At 55.5% G+C, this 19,094-nt stretch carries 19 protein-coding genes; 15 read left to right on the forward strand and 4 right to left on the reverse strand.

All coding sequences use genetic code 11. From position 1 onward, the window contains the following. Positions 1-313: 313 nt before the first annotated feature. The 3 genes from B5F39_RS10160 (at position 314) to B5F39_RS10170 (ending at position 3,070) form a co-directional block, all read left to right on the forward strand. Positions 314-1,564, forward strand: coding sequence for a dicarboxylate/amino acid:cation symporter (locus tag B5F39_RS10160; RefSeq protein WP_087366905.1), 1,251 nt, complete (start codon positions 314-316; stop codon positions 1,562-1,564). Between the two features lie 421 nt (positions 1,565-1,985). Then, complete coding sequence (locus tag B5F39_RS10165) at positions 1,986-2,615, forward strand: class I SAM-dependent methyltransferase (protein WP_087366908.1); 630 nt, start codon at positions 1,986-1,988, stop codon at positions 2,613-2,615. A gap of 41 nt (positions 2,616-2,656) precedes the next feature. Further along, positions 2,657-3,070: a nuclear transport factor 2 family protein gene (locus B5F39_RS10170; RefSeq protein WP_087366911.1), complete on the forward strand. Its 414-nt coding sequence runs from the start codon at positions 2,657-2,659 to the stop codon at positions 3,068-3,070. 124 nt (positions 3,071-3,194) lie between these two features. Here the strand turns inward: B5F39_RS10170 and hydG are convergent, their stop codons facing one another. After that, positions 3,195-4,622, reverse strand: a complete 1,428-nt coding sequence (gene hydG, locus B5F39_RS10175) for a [FeFe] hydrogenase H-cluster radical SAM maturase HydG (protein WP_087366914.1) — start codon at positions 4,620-4,622, stop codon at positions 3,195-3,197. A gap of 414 nt (positions 4,623-5,036) precedes the next feature. Between hydG and B5F39_RS10180 the strand changes: the two genes are divergently transcribed. Together B5F39_RS10180 and B5F39_RS10185 are read left to right on the forward strand one after the other, a co-directional pair. Further along, positions 5,037-5,267, forward strand: coding sequence for a DUF1490 family protein (locus tag B5F39_RS10180; RefSeq protein WP_087366917.1), 231 nt, complete (start codon positions 5,037-5,039; stop codon positions 5,265-5,267). Between the two features lie 64 nt (positions 5,268-5,331). After that, positions 5,332-7,404 (forward strand): heavy metal translocating P-type ATPase, encoded by a 2,073-nt coding sequence (locus B5F39_RS10185; protein ID WP_087366920.1) that lies wholly within the window; start codon positions 5,332-5,334, stop codon positions 7,402-7,404. 71 nt (positions 7,405-7,475) lie between these two features. Here B5F39_RS10185 and B5F39_RS10190 read toward each other — a convergent pair whose 3' ends face one another. Then, positions 7,476-8,072 carry an NYN domain-containing protein gene (locus B5F39_RS10190; protein WP_087367085.1) on the reverse strand — a complete coding sequence of 199 codons (597 nt, stop codon included), beginning with the start codon at positions 8,070-8,072 and terminating at the stop codon, positions 7,476-7,478. 262 nt (positions 8,073-8,334) lie between these two features. On the opposite strand from B5F39_RS10190, the gene B5F39_RS10195 reads away from it, so the two are divergent. Together B5F39_RS10195 and B5F39_RS10200 are read left to right on the forward strand one after the other, a co-directional pair. Further along, a complete protein-coding gene (locus B5F39_RS10195) occupies positions 8,335-8,925 on the forward strand; it encodes a DUF3793 family protein (protein ID WP_087366924.1) in 591 nt (196 codons plus the stop codon). A 58-nt stretch (positions 8,926-8,983) separates the two neighbouring features. Next, positions 8,984-9,412, forward strand: a complete 429-nt coding sequence (locus B5F39_RS10200) for a flavodoxin (protein WP_087366927.1) — start codon at positions 8,984-8,986, stop codon at positions 9,410-9,412. A 526-nt stretch (positions 9,413-9,938) separates the two neighbouring features. On the opposite strand, the gene B5F39_RS10205 is transcribed toward B5F39_RS10200, so the two are convergent. Further along, positions 9,939-10,274 (reverse strand): helix-turn-helix domain-containing protein, encoded by a 336-nt coding sequence (locus B5F39_RS10205; protein ID WP_087366930.1) that lies wholly within the window; start codon positions 10,272-10,274, stop codon positions 9,939-9,941. A 149-nt stretch (positions 10,275-10,423) separates the two neighbouring features. On the opposite strand from B5F39_RS10205, the gene B5F39_RS10210 reads away from it, so the two are divergent. From B5F39_RS10210 to ftsH, 4 genes are all read left to right on the forward strand, one after another. Continuing rightward, on the forward strand, positions 10,424-10,969 hold the full coding sequence (locus B5F39_RS10210) for a flavodoxin family protein (RefSeq protein ID WP_087366932.1): 546 nt from the start codon (positions 10,424-10,426) through the stop codon (positions 10,967-10,969). A gap of 32 nt (positions 10,970-11,001) precedes the next feature. Next, complete coding sequence (locus tag B5F39_RS10215; RefSeq protein WP_087366935.1) at positions 11,002-11,550, forward strand: flavodoxin family protein; 549 nt, start codon at positions 11,002-11,004, stop codon at positions 11,548-11,550. A gap of 85 nt (positions 11,551-11,635) precedes the next feature. Further along, positions 11,636-12,256, forward strand: coding sequence for a flavodoxin family protein (locus tag B5F39_RS10220; protein WP_087366938.1), 621 nt, complete (start codon positions 11,636-11,638; stop codon positions 12,254-12,256). A gap of 157 nt (positions 12,257-12,413) precedes the next feature. Beyond that, a complete protein-coding gene (gene ftsH, locus B5F39_RS10225; protein ID WP_087366941.1) occupies positions 12,414-14,222 on the forward strand; it encodes an ATP-dependent zinc metalloprotease FtsH in 1,809 nt (602 codons plus the stop codon). 80 nt (positions 14,223-14,302) lie between these two features. Here ftsH and B5F39_RS10230 read toward each other — a convergent pair whose 3' ends face one another. Beyond that, complete coding sequence (locus B5F39_RS10230) at positions 14,303-14,689, reverse strand: helix-turn-helix transcriptional regulator (RefSeq protein ID WP_087366944.1); 387 nt, start codon at positions 14,687-14,689, stop codon at positions 14,303-14,305. A gap of 274 nt (positions 14,690-14,963) precedes the next feature. On the opposite strand from B5F39_RS10230, the gene B5F39_RS10235 reads away from it, so the two are divergent. From B5F39_RS10235 to B5F39_RS10250, 4 genes are read left to right on the forward strand one after another with little or no spacing between them, the layout of a single operon-like run. Further along, on the forward strand, positions 14,964-15,677 hold the full coding sequence (locus B5F39_RS10235; protein ID WP_087366947.1) for a DUF5058 family protein: 714 nt from the start codon (positions 14,964-14,966) through the stop codon (positions 15,675-15,677). Positions 15,678-15,696: 19 nt separating this feature from the next. Further along, positions 15,697-16,380, forward strand: coding sequence for a hypothetical protein (locus B5F39_RS10240; protein WP_087366950.1), 684 nt, complete (start codon positions 15,697-15,699; stop codon positions 16,378-16,380). A gap of 28 nt (positions 16,381-16,408) precedes the next feature. Next, positions 16,409-17,899 carry a M81 family metallopeptidase gene (locus tag B5F39_RS10245; RefSeq protein ID WP_158096024.1) on the forward strand — a complete coding sequence of 497 codons (1,491 nt, stop codon included), beginning with the start codon at positions 16,409-16,411 and terminating at the stop codon, positions 17,897-17,899. A gap of 43 nt (positions 17,900-17,942) precedes the next feature. Further along, entirely contained in the window at positions 17,943-19,082 is a 1,140-nt protein-coding gene (locus tag B5F39_RS10250) for an iron-containing alcohol dehydrogenase (RefSeq protein WP_087366956.1), read from the forward strand. The last annotated feature ends 12 nt before the right edge of the window (positions 19,083-19,094 follow it).

Genomic DNA, 19,094 nt, shown 5'->3' on the forward strand with positions numbered 1-19,094 from the left:
CCGCCTGCCCCGCATTCGACGGCGCGGCGGCCCGTTTCGTCCGCGCCGCGCCGTCCGGTTCCCCCGGCGAAATTTTAACGACGTTATTTCGATGAATCGCTAAAATATCTTTTATCTAATCTGTAGAAATTCAAAAAGCATTCATGTATAATGCTACAAACTGGAACGGCGCTTCGCGCCGCGGCTATTCCATCAAAAAGCGAGTTTCGGATGTATGAGCAAAAGTTAAGCCGGCGGCGGCCGGGCGGGCCGCGCGGCTATCCTTATAGAAATTCCGTATTTTCGAAGCGTCGTTTGAAAGGAGAAGAAATCTATGTCAGAATCGAACAGCGTACTGAAGTCTTACCGCTTCCCGATAATACTGCTCTGCGCGATAGCGCTGGGCTGCGTCATCGGCGCGGTGATGGGGGAGAGGGCCGTCGTCCTCAAACCGCTCGGCGACCTTTTCATCAACGCGATGTTCATGGTCGTCGTTCCGCTCGTCTTCTCTACAATATGCAGCGCGGTCGCCTCCATGTCGTCGATGGAGCGTCTCGGCAAGGTCATGAAGTCCCTCGTCCTCGTCTTTGTAGTCACCGGAGCCGTCGCGGCGCTGCTGATGCTCGTCACCGTAACGCTCTTCCCCCCCGCTGAGGGAGTCCACATCGAAATGCAGGCCGCCGGCGAAATCCAGGCTCTCAGCACGCCTGACCAGATAGTCAAGGCCGTTACGACCGACGACTTCGTCAAGCTGCTTTCGCGCAACGCGATGCTCCCGCTCATAATCTTCACGATATTCTTCGGCTTCAGCCTCCAGGCCCTCGGTGAGAGGGGACGCGCGGCCGGACGCGGCATCGCCGTCTTCGCGGACGCTATGCTCAAGCTCGTCGGCTATCTCATGTACTACGCCCCCATCGGCCTCATGGCCTACTTTGCGACGCTCGTAGGCGACTACGGCCCGAAGCTTTTGGGCGCGTACTTCCGCGCGATAGTCATATACCACGTCGCGACATTCGGATATTTCTTCGTTGCCTTCACGATCTACTCGTGGTGGGCGACGCAGGGCAAGGGCGTCCGCACCTTCTGGACGAACATAATCCCGCCCGCGCTCATGGCGCTCGGCTCGGGCAGCAGCACAGCGACCCTGCCCATCAATCTCGAGGCCGCGTCGAAGATGGGCATACCGCGCGACATCAGCGAGATAGCGCTCCCGATAGGCGCGACGGCGCACATGGAAGGTTCCTGCCTTTCCGGCATTCTTAAAATTTCGTTCCTCTTCGGGATATTCGGCCTGCCCTTCGACGGTATAGGCACGATGGCTACGGCGGTCACCGTCGCGGTGCTCTCGGGCGTCGTCCTCTCCGGCATCCCCGGCGGCGGCCTCGTCGGCGAAATGCTGATAGTCAGCCTCTACGGCTTCCCGCCCGAGGCGTTCCCGATAATCGCGACGATAGGCTTCCTCGTCGACCCCGCCGCGACGATGGTCAACGCCACCGGCGACACCTGCTCGTCGCTCATAATCTCGCGCCTCGTCGAAGGCAAAGACTGGTTCGCCAAGGCGATGGCGGGCAGGGAAAGCGCGTAAAAACTTTTCCCGAAATACTGGCGGCGCGGCGCGCGGACGAAAACTTCGCGCGCCGCGCTTTTTTGCGCGCCGGCGGCTTCCGCGTTACAATCACGCCCGCATGAAAAGGTTTGCGCCCCCCGCGGGATGTCGGAGGGCGCGCTTTGTGTGTTGGGAAGGTTATGAGACTTATAGGAGAGAGAGTGTGGTAAACCGACGAGAACCTTCGCCGGCGGCCGAAGGGAAGCCGCCGTAAAATTCCTTCGTCTTCGTCTATCTGTTAGCTCTCGCTAACTGATGACGTGATAAGATTAGCATGAGCTAACATATATGTCAACCCTTTTAGTGAAGATTGAAAGAAAAAATTTTCAGCCGCCGCCGTGTTATAATCGGGCTGCATGAATTATATCCGACAACATCGTATAGAGGAGGAATTTCCGCGATGCTTGAAAGCTTATTCAAAGACAGCGGCTGTCCGCGCGGCTCGGTCGGGAAGCTGATCCTTTCGATGATGAACAGGGGGCACAGGGAGCTGCACGAATGGGCGCTGTCGCTTGTTGAAATCGCGCCGCGCGCAAGGGCGCTGGACATAGGCTGCGGCGGAGGTTCTGCAATGGCGCTGATGCTGAGGCGCTGCCGCGATGGCAAGGTCTGCGGCATAGACGTGTCGAAGTGCGGCCTTGAGTGCAGCGCGCGGCGCAACGCGAACGCTATAGCCGCTGGACGCTGCGAGGTGCGTGCGGGAAGCGCCGAAGCCGTACCCTATCCCGACTGCTGGTTCGACCTCGTCACGGCCTTCGAGACGCTCTATTTCTGGAGCGACGTGGACGACGGCTTCGCCGAGGCGCTGCGCGTGCTAAGGCCCGGCGGTACGTTCCTTATAGCCAACAACCAGAGCGACCCGGCGTCCGCGAGATGGACGGACGTGGTGGACCGCATGACCGTCTACGGAGAGGACGATATAACTGCGCGTCTGGCGCGAGCCGGCTTCGCCGCGATAAAGGTCCATTACGACGATGACGGCGCGATCTGCGTGACGGCGAAGAAGCCGGAAACGCGCAGGCGGGCTTAGCCCGCGGCGCGGGCGCGTATCCGCGGAAGAAGGTCCGTGTAATGGCGGAAAATCAGTCTTTGCCCGAAGGGATCGAAAAACTTATAAAGAACTACGTGCGCTCGGTGGAAGAGTGCGACGTCGAACTCGCGCGCGGCCTGTGGGACTCGAGCGGGCGGGTGTCGTTCATCCACCCGAACGGGTACGAGCGTTCGTTCGAGGAGGTCGCGGAGCATTTCTATAAGGGCACTATGGAGCGGCTTTGTACCAAACGCGAGCTCGTGGTCAGGAACATCGCGTGCAGGATGTGCAGCGAGGCGGCCTTCGCCGAGTTCGAGTGGGACTTCTATGCGACGGCGCGGGCGGACGGCTCTGAGATGCACACGGAGGGGCGCGAGTCCCAGTTCCTCGTCCTTAAAGACGGCGAGTGGAAGATAGCGCACATACATTATTCGCAGCCGAAGAAACAGCGGTGACGCGCTGAGAAACCGCCGCTCCAGTTTTCAGCGGACGAGCGCATACGAAGCGGGCCGGAGTGAAAAGCTCCGGCCCGCTTCCTGCTGGAAGGTTGTTTTATGGTTTTCCGCGTCGTTGTATCGTTTAGAAGTAAAGGTCCTGCGCGCCCTCTTCGAGTTTCTTGAGGCGCTCTTTCGTCAGTTCGCGGACGCGCTCGCTCGGGATGCGCTCGACCTCCTTGGCGATGACCTTTTCGCCGAGCTCTTTCAGATGGTCGGAGCCGTATCCTATTAAGTATTCCTTGAAGGTGAGTATCGCGTTCGGCTGGCATATGTTGCGTATCTGCCCGGATTTCGCGAGCGACATGAAGCGGTCGCCGGTGCGCCCCTGGCGGTAGCAGGCGGTGCAGTAGCTCGGGATGTAGCCGTCCTCGCAGAGCCAGGTCAGGACTTCGTCGGGCGAGCGGTCGTCGGAGATTTTGAACTGCGCCGTGTCGGGGCTGTCGGGCTGGCCTATCTCCTTGTGGTATCCGCCGATGCCGGTGCAGGAGCCGGCGCTGCACTGCGATATGCCGAGGTCGAGCTCTTTGCGGCGCGTCTCGGGCGTCTCGCGCGTGGAGATTATCATGCCGGTGTACGGCGTCGCTACGCGCAGCGTCGCTATGACGCGCAGGAACTGCTCGTCGGTCGGAATGTACGGGAATGTCTTGATGTCCACGCCCTCGGCCTCGCGCAGACGCGGGACGGAAATCGTGTGCGGCCCCACGCCGCAGACTTTTTCGAGGTTCTCGGCGAGCATGAGCTGCGCCACCGTCTCGTATTTGTAGTCGTAGAGTCCGTAGAGGACGCCGGTGCCGACGTCGTCGATGCCGCCCTCCTGAGCGCGGTGCAGCGCCGTCGTGTGCCAGTTGTATATGCTCTTCGGCCCTGTCGGGTGGAGCTTCGCGTAGGTCGGTCGGTGGAAGGTCTCCTGGAAGAGTATGTACGTACCTATCTGCGCCGCCTTGAGGCGTTTGAACTCCTCGACGGTCGTCGCCGCGATGTTGACGTTTATCCTGCGTATCGAGTCGCCGCGCGAGTTCTTATAGGCGTAGACGCGCTCCATGCACTGGATGATGTAGTCGAGCGGCGAGTTGACCGGGTCTTCGCCGGACTCCATCGCTATGCGCTTGTGTCCGAGCGCGAGTATCGCGTCGGTCTCCTGGTCTATCTCCTCCATCGAGAGCTTCTTGCGGAACATGTTGCAGTTCCCCGCGTGGAACCCGCAGTAGGTGCAGCCGTTCACGCAGTAGTTCGATACGTAGAGCGGAGCGAAGAGCACGATGCGCCGCCCGTAGATGCGCTCCTTTATCTCCTTCGCGAGCGAATAGAGCTCGTCTTCGAGCTCCGGGTCCGTTATCTCGAGGAACACCGCCGCGTCGCGGTGGTCGAGGCCGTGACATTCGCGCGCCTTCGATATTAGCTCGCGCACGGCGCCTTTGTCGGCGGCGAGCTTCTTCGCCTGTTCCAGAGTTCCGAGTATCTCGGCGTCGTCTATGAACGAAGCGTCCTGAAACTGATTCTTGTCGTACATTTTCCGCACCCTCCTGTTTTTATGCCGCCGCGCCTCCCAGTACCCTTCCTTATAAAAAAGGCCCCGCGTCCGACGGACGAAGGGCCATAGCTGTGCATTATGTCGCGGCTCCTTCTCTCCGAACGGAACACCCGGTCAGACAGATGGTTCTTCCTCGCAGCCAAATGCCGCGCGTCCCGGAGAGCATCCAAGCACGCGGAAGTCGCAGGCGGCTTGTTGTATTTATCACATAGTTATTCTAGCAAGCTTTACAGTATGCCGCAAGGCGCATCTTGCGCTCGCGCCGTGAAATTCCGAAGCGGCGAAACTTCACAAAAGTAAGCGGCGGCTTATCATATCGCCCCGAAACTGATATAATCGTTCGGGCAGGCTAACTTAGCCTGCGCTAACCATATAAAGGAGGAGGTGCTTTTGATGAGGTCTGAGTGCAAGGGCTGCCTGCTCGTGGCCGCCGGAGTCTTTCTCGGCATAGGCGCTTACGCGCTCGTCAAGAACGGCAGCGCGAAGAAGGCCGCCGTCAAGGTGCTCGCGAAGGGCATGGAACTTCAGGAGAAGGTCGCGTGCGTCGCGGAGAAGACGAAGGAAGCAGTCGCCGACACCGTAGCCGAGGCGAGGGTCGCCGCGGACGAGGAGAAGTGCTGCTAGGATAGTGGGACGAGTCCGCGTTTCGTTCGTAAATGCGGACTCATAGGATTGCGGGGAAGATTTTATGGAATTTAAGATCGTTCACGAGCTGCCCGGGCGCATCCGCCTGAGGACTCCCGCCGGGACCTTCACGAAGGAAGAGGCTCCGGCCGTCTGCGCCGTCTTTGAAACGCTTGACGGCGTGACGCGGGTCAAGGCGTCGCACAGGACGGGCAGCATACTCATATATTTCGAACCGCCGCGCCGCGGCGAGATACTGACGGCGGCCTCGGTCATGACGCGCGAATACTACGAGGGCATAGAGATGCCGGGCCGCGGCGTGCCGCTCGCCTCGACTCTGCTGCGCACCGTCGCGGGCATGGCTTTCCGTATGCTCGTCCTGCCTGCGCGCGTGCGTCAGGCCGTCTGCCTATGGCGCGCCGCCCCGTACATCGCGAAGGGGCTCAAGGCTTTTTTTATCGCGCGCAGGCTCAACGTCTCCGTGCTTGACGCGGCGGCCATATCGAGCGCCATGCTGCGCGACGACTTCACCACGGCCGGCGTCATAATGACGCTCATGTCGCTCGCCGAGGAAATGGAGGAATGGACGCAGCACCGCTCTAAGGAAGACCTCGCGCAGAGTCTCGCGCTGCGCGTGGACAAAGTCTGGATAAAAAAAGGCGGCGCGGAAGTCGAGATACCGTTTTCCGAGCTGCGGACGGGCGACCTGCTCGTCATACGCGCCGGCTCGATCATCCCGGCCGACGGCAGGGTCGTCGAGGGCGAGGCCGTCGTCAACCAGTCCTCGATGACAGGCGAGCCGCTCGGCATAGTACGCCGCGCCGGGGCGAGCGTCTACGCTGGGACCGCCGTCGAAGAGGGCGGGATAACGATAGAAGTCACCGCCGCCGCCGGAGGCACGCGCATAGACAAGATAATCCGCGTAATAGAGGAATCCGAAGGACGCAAGGCCAGCGTACAGAGCCAGGCCGAAAAGCTCGCGGACTCGATAGTCCCCTTCAACTTCGCGCTCGCCGCGCTCGTCTACCTCTTCACGCGCGACCCTGAGCGCGCCGCCTCCGCGATAATGGTGGACTACTCGTGCGCCATAAAAATAGCGACGCCGCTTTCTATACTCGCCGCGATGCGCGAAGGCGTCAAAAACGGCGTGCTGATAAAAGGCGGAAAATTCATCGAGGCGATGGCTGAGGCCGACACGGCGGTCTTCGACAAGACCGGCACTCTGACTGCCGCCGAGCCGCGCGTCGCGAAGGTCGTGCCTTTCGGCGGACGCAGCCGCGAGGAAGTGCTGCGCCTCGCAGCATGCCTCGAAGAGCACTTCCCGCACCCGATAGCGCGCGCCGTGGTGCGCAAGGCCGCGGAGGAAGGCCTGCGCCACGAAGAAGAGCACGCCGAGGTGAAATACACCGTAGCCCACGGCATAGCGTCGAGCCTGCGCGGGGAAAAGACGATAATAGGCAGCCGCCACTTCGTATTCGACGACGAAGGCACGGCGTGGACGGAAGAACAGAAGGCCGCGGCAGCCGCTGAAGCCGAGCGCTACTCGCTGCTCTACCTCGCTATAGGCGGCGGGCTCGCGGGGATAATCTGCATCGAAGACCCGCTCAAGCGCGAAGCCCCCGCCGTCATAGCCGGCCTCAAGTCCGAGGGGCTCAAAAACATCGTCATGCTCACCGGCGACGGGCGGCGCGCCGCGCAGAAGACGGCCGCCGAAGCGGGAATCACAGAAATATGCGCCGAGATGCTGCCGCAGGACAAAGCCGGCTACATCAAAAAAATGCGCGAGGACGGACGCCGTGTCATGATGATAGGCGACGGCATCAACGACTCGCCCGCGCTCTCCGAGGCCTCCGTCGGCATCACGATGAAGCACGGCGCGGACATCGCGCAGGAAGTCGCGAACGTCGTGCTGCTCGACGACCGCCTTGAAGGAATCGCCGACGCGCGCCGCATAAGCTCGCGCACCATGCGCAAGATAAAGACGAACTACGCCGCCATAGTCGGAGTGAACACCATGCTCATACTGCTCGGCCTCGCGGGCCGCGTGACGCCGCGCACCTCCGCGATACTGCACAACCTCACGACGCTGCTTGCATGCGGCTACGGCCTCTCCCCCGTGCTGAAAAAACGCGGATAAGCCCGCCGCGGCGAAAAATTCGAAAAAAGCGAAAGAGGCGCGAAAGCGCCTCTTTTTGTATTTTGAGATGCCTATCTGTAATCGTTGGAATCAATACAGCCTTCGTATTCCGATTTAGAGAGCCGGATCCAGTCCGTGCCGTCTATGCCCCTTTTCAACGCGGGATGGTCCGGCATGACGGAGGCTATCTTTATCCAGCGCTGTTTCTCGTAGGCGATGGCGCGTATTTCTTTTGCGGCTTCGGCGAAATCCGTGTCGCGGCTGAAGAGCACGACTACGTCGCATCGGTTGAGACGCGCCGCGCGGACGAGGTCGAGCGCGATGCGCACGTCCACGCCCTTCTCGCTTGGTACGCCGTTGTTGTAGTGCAGCGGCGTTGTGAAAACGTCGACGCGCCTATCCGCGTTTTTATGAAAAGTCAGCTTTCTGTTCCAGAAATTATGCCAGAAAAGATTCTTCTCGGCGGTGTGTACGCCGGTGTAAAGCCTTATGCCGGTCAGCGCCCAGTCCTTAAATTTCGACGTTACGCATTCGGAGAGAGCTATAGGGTCAAAATTCGGATATTTCATGCTCCACGCTGCTTTTACCGACAGGTAAAGGTTCTGTAGGTCGAAAAAAGTATAAACGCGCTTTATCGCCGGCTCGGAATATGGCACTTCGCACCTCATAAAAAAATAACCCTCAGGGAGATGGTGCGACGGGTCTTCCGTCATCTCCAAGAGGGAGAAGATATTTGTATTATACGGATGCTCAATACCTCCGTCAACCGGCGGTATAGTAGAAGCTGGAGCGGAAAAATCCGCTCCGGCCCTGTTTTTGCGCCGCGCGCGGATTTCTTCGGAAGTTTTCAAATTCGCCTCTTGACAGTTAGACAAAGCTAACTTATTATATTGGCGTGGTTAGCGAGAGCTAACGCAAGGATGAAAAACGATGGCAGATAAGACGACGCTGACAGGAAATTCAGTTGAAAAATTGTTTGCGCTTCACTGCGCGCCCGCCCTCGCCGGCATCAAGCCGTCGAATCTCTTCACCCTCCACTTTTCGGAGGGGCGGCGCGAGGAGCGGGAGCTGTGCGAGGCGGCGGAAAGCCTGAACGCGTGCGGAGTGAAAACTGAAATCCTCTGCGAGTGCGAACGTTATGCGCTCGTCTTCGTCTATCGCGAAGATCTGCTCGCTGAGTCGATAGGCGAGGAAGGCGCGGATTTTCTCTCGGAGTACGGCTACGCGAAAGATCTGACTCTGGAAGGCAGGATAGCGAGGCTGAAGTCCCGCCTGGTGAAGTGCGGCGAATTTCCGCACGAGATAGGTATTTTTCTCGGCTATCCGGTAGAGGACGTGCGCGGCTTCATCTCGAACGAAGGCAGGAATTTCAAAGCCTGCGGCACGTGGAAGGTCTACGGCGACGGCGAACGCGCGGCGGGGCTTTTCGAGAGCTATCGCAGATGCACGGAATATTTCTGCGCGATGATAGAAAGGGGCGCGCGCATAGCTCAGCTCGCCGAGCGCGCCTTCCCGGCGTAAACGTGAAAGAACTGCTCCCGCAGGCGCGGGGATAAAATTTAGAAAGGCGGAAATACAGATGGATAAGATAGCTGTCATATACTGGAGCGCGACGGGCAACACGGAAACTATGGCGAACGCGATAACCGAGGGAATCCGCGCCGAAGGAGCGCACGCCGACCTTTTCTCGGTCTCCGAGTTCGGATCGCGCAGCACCGCCGAATACGCGAAGCTCGCGCTCGGCTGCCCTTCGATGGGGGCTGAGGTGCTTGAGGAATGCGAGTTCGAGCCGTTCCTCTGCTCGATAGAGCCCGAGCTCGCCGGTAAGAAAGTGGCCCTCTTCGGCTCGTTCGGCTGGGGCGACGGCGAATGGATGCGCAACTGGGAAGACCGTATGAAGAAAGACGGCTGCGCGCTTTTCGAGCAGGGGCTTATCATCAACCTCACGCCTGACGACGACGGCAGAAAGCAGTGCGAAGAGTTCGGAAAACGCTTCGCTAAATTCTAATTCAAATTTGCAGATTACGCCCGCCGCGGACGCGCGGCGGAGCGAAGGCTTAAAACTCCTCCGATAGAGTTCAACTCCACACCCCACACATCCCGGCCCGCGGCCTTCCTCCCGCGGGCCGGATCTTTTTACGGCCGGGCGGCTTTTTAAGAAAAGGCCGCGCCGTCCGGGAAAGCCTCTGCGCCCGGTGAAGCTGGGCGGCCGTTTCAGACGGCGGAAACATTTATGGCGCTCGGGCAAATTTCCGTATAGACTGCCACGGTTCATCCGGCAAAGAAGATTTGCATGGCGGCATATATATTTGTATGAAAAGTTAATCGGGTATAACGAAGCGTTAATGTAAGGCCGATGAAGCGTATATTGCCGTGGGCGCCGGGGTTTTGCGCCGCCGCGCCGGACAATGACGCGGCGGCGCCTTTCGCCCAGCGGCGCGGCCCTTTCCACGCTGCTTAGCCGGGCGGCTGGGACGGAGTTTTTTCAGTGCCGCCGCCTGCGGCGTAAGCTCGCGCGGCGCGGGCGCGGATCCTTACAGCCTGTTCTTGTCTCCCCACTCGCACATGCCGTCGAGTATCGGTATCAGCGATTTGCCGCGCTCGGTGAGGCTGTATTCGACCTTCGGCGGTATCTGCGGATATTCCTCACGGTGGACGAGCTTGTCGGCCTCCAGTTCTTTCAGCGTCGCGCTGAGGGTTTTGTAGGATATGCCTCCGATATATTTTTTCATTTCGTTGAAGCGCACGACGCCGAATTCCATCAGCGTGTACAGTATCGTCATTTTATATTTCCCGCTTATCAGCGAGAGCGTGTAGCTGAATCCCGTCTCGCATAGAGACTCGGCGGATATGCAGCGTTTTATGTCCATTGCTCCTATACTCTCCTTTGCGTAAGTACATTACGTTGATGTCAGTACTTGCGCCCGTCTGTATTTATTATATAGTTGTAGCGTATAAACAGGTACAAGTCAACGCCGGAGGAAAAGGCGGCGCAAATTTTACGAAAGAAGTGGTAAGTGTGGGAAAGAAGATAGTCGTGATTACAGGAAGCCCGCGCGCGAAGGGCAACAGTGCGGCAATGGCGGCGGCCTTTATCAAGGCGGCGGAGGAAAAAGGGCACAGCGTGACGCGTTTTGACGCGGCGATGATGGACGTCAAGGGCTGCCGAGCCTGCTGCGGCTGCTATAAGACGGGCAAGGCCTGCGCCTTCGACGACGATTTCAACAAGATCGCGCCAGCGGTCGAAGAGGCGGACGCCGTCGTCTTCGCGACGCCGGTCTACTGGTACACGATGCCGGCGCAGATCAAGGCCGTTATCGACAAGTTCTATTCGTTCTGCGTCGCGGGGCGCAAGATCGCGGGCAAGGAGTGCGCGCTGATCTCGTGCTGCGAGGAGAGCGACCCGACCGTGCTCGACGGCGTACGTATGCCTTATGAACGCAGCACGGCGCTCATCGAGTGGAAGAACGTCGGCGAAGTGCTCGTCCCCGGCGTGAACGCCGAGGGCGACATAGACAAGACCGACGGCTGCGCGAAGGCTGCGGCTCTCGCTGAACTTTTCTAGGATAACACAGCTCTATCGGGAGGAAGACGAAAATGGGAAAGAAGATAGTAGTTCTCAACGGCAGCCCGCGTAAGAACGGCAACACGTCCGCGCTCGTGAAAGCGTTCCGCGAAGGCGCGGAGAGCGCGGGACACACCGTGACGGAGTTCTGGCTCGGCGGCATGAAGATAAACGGCTGCCGCGGATGCTGCGCGGGCGGCAAGAATCCCGAAAGCCCCTGCGTGCAGAAGGACGACATGGAGAAGATCTACCCGGCCTACAAAGAGGCCGACGTCGTCGTACTCGCCTCGCCGCTCTACTACTGGACGATAAGCGGGCAGCTCAAGTGCGCATTCGACAGGCTCTTCGCCGTCGCAGAATGCGACCCGAACTACGCGAACCCGCATAAGGAGAGCGCGCTGCTGATGGCCGCCGAGGGCAACGGCTTCGAGGAGACCGTCTATTGGTACGACCGCCTCATGGGACACATCGGCTGGAAGGACTGGGGCAAGGTCCTCTGCGGCGGCGTCATGGCGGTCGGCGACATCGAGGGCAAGCCGGAGCTCGAAGAGGCGAAGAAGCTCGGAGCCTCTATAAAATAGAGTAAAATATACTCCGTAAGGAGAGCGCCGTGCCGGGGACGAAAGGGGCGCGGCGCTTATCGTATGCGAAGGAGTTGACCTGGCTATGAAAGTTCTTCTCATCAACGGCAGCCCGAACGAACACGGCTGCACCTACACCGCGCTGCGCGAGACGGCGGACGCTCTGGAAAAACGCGGCGTCGAAACTGAAATACTGTGGCTCGGCAAGGGCGAGATACCGGGCTGCATGTCCTGCGGCGCGTGCGGCAGACTTGGCAGATGCGTTAAAAACGACATAGTGAACGAAACGGCGGCGCGGCTCGGCGAGTTCGACGCGATTGTCGCCGGTTCGCCCGTCTACTACGCGGGGCCGAGCGGGCAGATATGCGCCTTCCTCGACCGCCTCTTCTTCTCAGCGGGCGGAAAGCTGGCCGGAAAGCTCGGAGCCTCCGTCGTGTCGTGCCGGCGCGGCGGCGCGTCGGCGGCCTTCGACAGGCTCAACAAGTATTTCACGATAAACTCCATGCCGGTAGTATCGTCGAACTACTGGAACCAGATACACGGCAACACCCCGGACGAGGCGCGCAGGGACGCCGAAGGGCTCCAGACGATGCGCCAGCTCGGCGAAAACATAGCGTGGCTGCTCCGGTGCATCGAAGCCGGACGCAAAGCCGGAGTGCCCGAGCCGGAGCGCGAGCCTAAGATAGCGACGAATTTCATAAGGTAAAGCAAAACGGCGCGGAATTGTAAAAGCGGCCTTCGGGCCGCTTTTTTCATACAAATATCAGCGTATTGTAATGTTTTGCCCCGTATTATTTTATTTTTTATCGCGGCATGATAAAATTGCGCTGTATCAGGACGTGAAACGAAAGGAGCACGGAAAATTGCACGAAGTACAGAAACCTAAGAAACCGCTATATTATTACTACGGCGTGGCGCTGCTCATGCTCATGTGCTTCAATCTGCTCGCGATGCCTTACATCGCGCAGAAACAGGTGAAGAATATCGACTACGGCACCTTCATGACCATGACCGACAACAAGGACATAGGCCGCGTCGAGATACAGAGCAACCAGATAATATTCACCGACAAGGCTGAGAAAAACGTCTACAAGACCGGGCCGCTCAACGATCCGGGGCTCGTCGTCCGTCTCCACGACGCCGGGGCCAAGTTCGAGGGACAGATAATCCAGCAGATGTCGCCGCTGCTCAACATACTGCTGAGCTGGGTCATCCCCATAGGGATATTCTTCCTCATAGGGCAGTACATGTCTAAAAAGATGATGAACAGGGGCGGCGGGAACTTCATGTCGTTCGGCATGGGCAAGTCCGACGCGAAGATATACGTAAAATCGTCGGAGGGCATAAAGTTCAGCGACGTCGCCGGAGAGGACGAAGCGAAGGACAACCTCAAGGAAATAGTGGACTACCTGCACAAGCCCGACAAATATAAAGAGATAGGCGCGTCGATGCCCAAAGGCGTCCTGCTCGTCGGCCCTCCGGGCACGGGAAAGACGATGCTCGCCAAAGCCGTCGCCGGAGAGTCCAACGTGCCGTTCTTTTCCATCTCAGGCTCCGAGTTCGTAGAGATGTTCGTCGGAATGGGGGCCGCGAAGGTGCGCGACCTCTTCAAGCAGGCGAAGGAAAAAGCGCCGTGCATCGTCTTCATAGACGAAATAGACGCGATAGGCCAGCGCCGCGACTCGCGCGTCGCCGGCAACGACGAGCGCGAGCAGACGCTCAACCAGCTCCTGACAGAAATGGACGGCTTCGAGGGCAACACCGGCGTCATAATCCTCGCCGCGACCAACAGGCCCGAATCGCTCGACCCCGCGCTGACGCGCCCCGGGCGCTTCGACCGCCGCGTGCCGGTCGAGCTGCCGGACCTCAAAGGCCGCGAGGCTATTTTGCAGGTCCACGCGAAGCGCGTTAAAACCGACGGGAGCGTAGACTTCAACAAGATAGCGAGAATGTCCTCCGGCGCGTCCGGCGCTGAGCTCGCGAACATCGTCAACGAAGCCGCGCTGCGCGCGGTGCGCGCGGGACGTTCCGCCGCGACCGAAGCCGACATGGAAGAGAGCATCGAGGTAGTCATAGCCGGCTACCAGAAGAAGAACGCGATACTGACCGAGCAGGAGCGCCGCACGGTCGCGTACCACGAGATAGGCCACGCGATAGTCGCGGCGGATCAGAGCGGCTCAGCCCCCGTCGAAAAGATAACGATCATCCCGCGCACCTCGGGCGCGCTCGGCTACACGATGCAGGTAGAAGAAAACGACCGCTACATAATCACGCGCGAAGAGCTTGAAAACAAGATAGCGACTCTGACCGGCGGCCGCGCCGCCGAAGAGACCGTCTTCGGCACGATGTCCACTGGAGCCGCGAACGACATCGAACAGGCGACGAAGCTCGCGCGCGCGATGGTGACGCGTTACGGCATGAGCGACGAATTCGGCATGGTGCAGCTCGAGGCCGAAGGCTCGCGCTACCTCGGCGGCGAAACCTACGCGCAGTGCTCGCCCGAGACGCAGACGCAGATAGACCGCCAAGTCTCCGCGATAGTCAAGGCCCAGCATGAAAAAGCGCTCAAGATCCTCGCCGGCCGCCGTGAAAAGCTCGACGAGCTCGCGAAGTATCTCTACGAAAAAGAGACGATAACCGGCGAAGAGTTTATGAAGATGCTGGAGGGGTAAGAGCGCGCTCCTTCTGTTGAAATCGAAATATGCCAAAACAAGAACGGCAGACGGTGATTCAATCTGCCGTTCTTGTTTTGTTAGCTGTGTCTTAATTTTTTGTAGTGATTAGAGACGATTACTTGCTCTCTGACATATTCCAGCACTTTGTATTTGCATTTTATATCTATAGATTTGAACATTTCAGAAATCATTTGTTCCATCGCGAGCTCTTCATCTGAACCGGCCCCGTTTTTCGCTTCACAGGATCCTACGCACGGTTTTTCTATGCCAAGTTCTTCATAAGCCAAATCTAACGAAGAGCACCCCAAAGCGCGTGAAATCTCTCTCAGCACATGGAAAGAGACCTCGCTTTTCCCATTTTCGTACTGGGACATCGTGTTGGGCTTGACATTTATCATCTTAGCCAAGTCTCGCTGCGTAATACCTCTTAATTTTCTGGTTCTCTTAATTTCGTCCCCGACCATATAGTCCTCTTATGTTAATCATTTATGTCCAATGTAATAACACAAATTCGAATAACAAGAATTGACAGTTCTAAAAATATGAATATAATGTTCTTATAATTAGAATCATATGTAGATGTCTCAAATGTAACAAAGAGTTTTTTCAATTATGTGCTTTTGACGTGAACAACATATACATGCGCGTTTTTGCCGGCGGATGCATCATGTCTTGCTTTGTTCGGGTCTTAGGTAAATATGTCTGTTTTTCAATTTCTAGTGTTGAAGGGGTGGAAACATGGATAATCTAACATCGTTAATGAATTCTCCGGGACTTTGGTTCGTATCAAGCTTAATGGTAATCGTTGTCTTACTGCAAGCATTTTTGTTTTTGCAGTCTGCGTGGCAGGAAGGAAAGAAGATAGGTTTCCCAAAGGGAAAAATGCTCAAGTCCATACGCGCTGCCGCAATTACGGCAATCGGCCCGTCATTGTCGCCAGTGATCATTTTAATTGCACTTATAGCGGTTTTAGGTGTGCCGACCGCATGGATGCGAATGAATGATATCGGTGCGTCTCGCACAGAACTTGCGGTATCAACTATCGTTGCTGAGTTCGTCGGTGCCGTGCCGGGCGGAGAAGGATGGAATGAAACGGCGTTCTCTTATGCTTTGTGGGGAATGGCCGTCAATAATTTTATGTGGATGTTCGTTACCCTGCTTTTTGCCGGGAAAATGAGCCGTATCCTCACTAAAGTTAACTCTAGGTATGATCCGAAGCTTACCAAATTGGTTATGGACGGTGCGGCGCTCGGTCTGTTCGGTACGCTGCTGAGCGGGCAGGTTGTGTCACAGCCGAGCGGCAATGTATTGGCGGCGGCTTTTGCCGCTATTACGATGTTCGTAATCATTAAATTCCTTGCACCAAAAATTCCAAGCGTCAGAGAACCAGCTTTAGGAATAGCGATGTTGGTTGGTATGTTCGCCGCGACGGCATTTGTTTATTCGTTATGACAAAAGGGGGCAGATCATCATGTCGGAATATCAGAATGAATTTGAACAGTTTAATGCAAGATTGGTACGTATAGGAACAATTACGATTATAGCGGGAATCATAGCAAATTTCACACCTGCTGTATATGTGTATCTTCGTTATGGAGTTGGCCCGTCTATCAGTACAATTGGTCAAATGTGGATACTGTTGGCTGCGTCTATGGGAGTTGGCTGGTTTGTACAGCCTCTGTCGTTTTTCCCGATACTTGGTACGAGCGGAACTTATATAGCATGGCTTGCCGGGAACGTCGCAGATATACGCACTCCCGCCAGCATCATGGCTCAGAAGTCTGCCGATGTCGAAGCGGGAACTATAGAAGGCGATATGATTTCTACGTTGGGTATAGCCACTTCAGTATTTGTCTCCGTTTCGATCATTACCTTCTTTACATTTGTTGGCGCGTCAATCATTCCGCACTTTCCTGAATTTGTGAAGGATTCTTTCAAATTTATACTGCCGACTGTTTTTGCCGGGGTCTACGTCGACTTAACACAAAAACATAAAAAGTTCGGCCTTGTCGTCATTGCGTTTTGCGTTGTTGTCGCTTATATCGGCCCGATGCTGAAACTGGATTCGTTGTTGAGGACTTTGTTGACTGTGGTCGGCGGCATGTTTTTAGGCTACGTTTTTTACAAATATGAATCAAAAGGCAAAATCGCGTAGTGAGTAAGAAGGGGATAGTGTGATGTGTATGATGAAAGCTGGAAAACATACAGTAGCCATAGTAGAGTTCAAACACGAAACACATACGTTTTGTTCTTACAAAACGACCATAGAAGATTTCAGGTCGAGATACCTTCTTTACGGAGATGAAATATTGAATGTACTCGGCGGCACTAAAACTGAAATGGCTGGTTTTATTGATGCGTGCCAAGAAGCAGGGTTCGACATCCTTCCGGTGATCGCCGCAAATGCCACGCCGGGCGGCATCGTTAGTCAAAAAGCTTTCGACGAAATTTCAGACTATATATTTACAACCTTACAAAATAATATAGGACGTTTCGACGCAGTATTGTTTTCAATGCATGGCGCGATGGTGACGGAAAAGGATCTTGATGGAGACGGAGAACTGTTATCGTCGCTGAAAAAAATCGTAGGTACTGAAATCCCGGTTTTTGCGACCCTTGACCTGCATGCGAACCTGTCTCAAAGAATGTTGGACAACGCAGATGCGCTTTTCCCATATGAAACGTACCCGCATACGGATCAATACGCAAAAGCTTATGAAGCTGGAAAAAGAATGGCAGAACGCCTTCGCGGAGAATTGTCACCTTTAATGAGAGCATGTCATATCCCGATAATGACAAGTGTGCTTGAAACTGCGAAAGAACCTTTGCTGAGCATGCAGGCCGACATTGCAAAGTTAAAATCTGATAACAACGATCTGATTGTGGCATCTCTGCTTCATGGGTTCAGTTGGGCCGATACGCCTGATACGGGATGCGCCGTTGTCGTTGTTACAAACAATAATGAGCCTCTGGCGCAGCAAACATTGGATCACATAAAATGGCAAATATTGAGCCGGAAAGAAGAATTTGAGATAAAGGAGCTATATTCTATTAATGAAGCTATCAAATTTATCGAAGCGGTGTCAGATGGCCCTATCGTATTTGCTGATTTATCTGACAATCCCGGCGGCGGGGGCCCTGCTGATAGCACTCATATATTGAAAGCGTTGATTGATAATCGTGTCAGGAATGCAGCGTTTGCCATTATAGTAGACCCCGCGTCGGTCAATAAAGCAATAGATGCCGGAGTTGGAAATATCGTGGAGGTCGACCTCGGCGGGAAGGCGGAAGATCCCTATATAAACGGCTATCCGGTACATGTAAGAGCTGCTGTAAAAACCATAGCAGATGGGATTTATGTCAATAAAGGCAAAATGGCTAAAGGCGTCATAAACGATCTAGGGCGATCTGTCGTCTTGGATATAGACGGCATAGAAGTCATAGTAACGGAAAAACGTTTGCAGCCGTGGGATCTTGAAGTCTATAGGCGAATGGGGATAGAGCCATCCGAAAAGAAGTTGTTGGTAGTCAAGTCGTCGATGCATTTCAGAGCTTCATTCGGAGCAATTGCAAAATCTATTATAAACATTGATTGCCCTGGATTATTATCGTCTAATTTTAAAAATTTCACATATAAACATCTCCAGAGGCCGATATTTCCATTAGACCGCTAAATTTCATATGCATAAAAATAGGATAGAGGAGGTAAAATGATCCATGCAGTTCAGTTTCACACTGCCGACAAAAATTGTTTTTGGATCAGATGCATGTTTCAGTATCGCTGATGAGTTAAAAAAACTTGGCTGTATATCTCCTTTAATAATAACAGATAAGGGGATTATTAACGCCGGAATCTGCGATGTTATCGAAGCCGTATTGCGAAAGCACGACGTTCGTTATGCAATATACAGTGATGTTGACGCAAACCCAAAAGATGTAAATGTGATGAATGGGGCGCAAATGGCTGTTGCTTTCAAAGCTGATAGTTTAATTGCGATAGGAGGCGGCAGCCCGATTGATTGTGCCAAGGCTATCGATATTGTTGCATCGCATGGCGGGAAAATACGCGACTATGAGGGGTACAACACAGTAAAGACCACGATGCCGCCCATCATCGCCATACCGACGACTGCCGGAACCGGAAGTGAGGTAACGTTCGGCACTGTTATCACAGATACAAAAGACAAACGCAAATTCAGCATACGGCACGTTAGTTTAGCCCCGAAAGTCGCACTCTGCGATCCTAATCTTACTAAGTCTCTGCCGGAGCGGTTGACGGCATTTACAGGCATGGACGCGCTGACACACGCAATAGAGGGATATGTATCACTTGTGCATGAGCCGATCGCGGACGCTTGCGCGCTGCATGCGATACGAATGATTTCAAACAATATAACAAGAGCTGTTGAAGATGGCGGTGATATAGAAGCGAGGAGCGCAATGTTGATAGGCAGCGTTCTGGCAGCGATTGCATTTTCGCACTCCGATGTCGCATCGGTACATTGTTTAGCGGAGGCGATGGGCGGCTTGTATGATTTACCACATGGTTTGTGCAACGCAGTTTTGTTGGCTCCTATAATGAAATATAACATTTCATACTGCGAAAGACGGTATGCTGACATAGCAGCGGCGTTAGGCTGCGTCTATACGTCTGACATTGATGGAGCGCGTCAAGCCGTCAACTATGTTGAGAAACTGGCAAAAAACGTTGGCCTGCCGCCTTTTACATCTATCGGAATCTCGGAAAAAGATATTGACGCTATCGCCGGACAAGCTGCCATTAACGGCAGCAACTTAAGCAACCCACGACCGATGAAAAAAGAAGATTACGTGCAATTTTTGCGTTCTTTGTTCTGATAGTATGGCCGG

The organism is Cloacibacillus sp. An23 (assembly GCF_002159945.1).
Classification (GTDB): domain Bacteria; phylum Synergistota; class Synergistia; order Synergistales; family Synergistaceae; genus Caccocola.